General features: G+C 72.1%; 2 protein-coding genes and 1 pseudogene. 2 read left to right on the forward strand and 1 reads right to left on the reverse strand.

Features of this window, described 5'->3' with window-relative positions; all coding sequences use genetic code 11:
• A pseudogene (locus HUX53_RS39785) lies at nt 1-185 on the reverse strand (hypothetical protein); the annotation flags it as partial.
• A gap of 140 nt (nt 186-325) precedes the next feature.
• Between HUX53_RS39785 and HUX53_RS01030 the strand changes: the two are divergent.
• Together HUX53_RS01030 and HUX53_RS01035 are read left to right on the forward strand one after the other, a co-directional pair.
• On the forward strand, nt 326-922 hold the full coding sequence (locus HUX53_RS01030; protein ID WP_176401276.1) for a hypothetical protein: 597 nt from the start codon (nt 326-328) through the stop codon (nt 920-922).
• A 94-nt stretch (nt 923-1,016) separates the two neighbouring features.
• A partial coding sequence (locus HUX53_RS01035; protein ID WP_176401277.1) for a nitroreductase family protein occupies nt 1,017-1,364 on the forward strand: 348 nt, incomplete at its 3' end.

Consider the following 1,364-nt stretch of genomic DNA (forward strand, 5'->3'; position numbering starts at 1 on the left):
CGGGTGGTGGTGGGGTGGATGTGTGTGTGGCTTTCGGGGAGCTCGCAGAGCGCGCAGAGGTCGTGGTGGAGGCTGCCTCCGCGGCGGCGCTTGCCGTGCCGGCGGGTGCGGACGCCGTCGGGGGCGGGCCAGTTGAGTGTGACGCGCATGGGGCCGCGGGTCGCGCCGTGCTGGGTGAGCGGCACCGACGGGGCGTTCTGCGTCAGCGAGATCTTGCCGCCCCGCGTACGGGCCGCCCCCGCCCGGGGGCCAGTACGCGCCGCCTCCGCCCGGGGCGGCCCAGCCGCAGGGCGGCAAGATCTCGCTGACGAAGAACGCCCCGTCGGTGTCGCTCACCAAGCACGGCGCGACCGGCGGCCACATGCGCGTCAACCTCAACTGGACCGCGCGCGAGGGCGTCGCCAAGGGACGGCTCGGAAAGCGCCGCCGCGGCGTCGACCTCGACCTCGACCTGTGCTGCCTCTGGGAGCTGCAGGACGGACGCAAGGGCATCATCCACGCGATCGGCGACATGGGCGCCCTGGAGCGCGCGCCGTTCATCAAGCTCGACAAGGACGACCGCACCGGCGCCATCGAGACGGGCGAGAACCTGCACATCAACCTCGACCACACCAAGGACTTCAAGCGGATCCTGGTGTTCGCCGAGATCTACGACGGCGCGGACGACTTCCGCGGCCTGGACGCGATCGCCACGCTGTTCCCGGTGGGCGCCCCGCCGATCGAGATGCGGATGGACGACTGCATGGACGCCTCCCGCGACGCGGTGCTGGCGCTCATCGAGAACGTGAACGGCGAGCTGGTCGTCCGCCGCGAGGGACGGTTCGTCCTGCCGCCGCCGGGCCGTCCGCGCTGGGGCAAGATGGCCGTCGACCAGGCCTACGCCTGGAACCTGGAGTGGGTCGCCTCGCGCGGGAAAGACTGACCGGTCGGTTTGCTCATGTGCTCGTAGCGGGCCCGGAATGTTGGCTGTTCATGCCGATTGTCCCGGGCCCGTCGGCGACGGTAGACACGATCACATGAGCACTCCGCGGCAGTATCCCGTCGTCCCCGCGCCCCGTTTCGACGTCCCGGCGGCGGAGGCGGCAAGGCGCGCCGAGGCGTTCGCCGACACGATGACGCTGCGCCGCACGGTGCGGGACTTCTCCGCCCGCCCGGTGCCGCCCGACGTCATCGAGCAGGCGGTCCGGGCGGCGGCGACCGCGCCGAGCGGTGCGAACCTGCAGCCGTGGCGATTCGTCGTCATCACCGACGCCGAGCGCAAGAGGCGGCTCAGGAAGGCGGCCGAGCAGGAGGAGCGCGAGTTCTACGAACGGCGCGCCTCCCAGGAGTGGCTGGACGCGCTGGCCCCGCTGGGCACCGACTGG

It is taken from the genome of Actinomadura sp. BRA 177, assembly GCF_013372625.1.
In the GTDB taxonomy this organism is placed as follows: Bacteria; Actinomycetota; Actinomycetes; order Streptosporangiales; family Streptosporangiaceae; genus Spirillospora.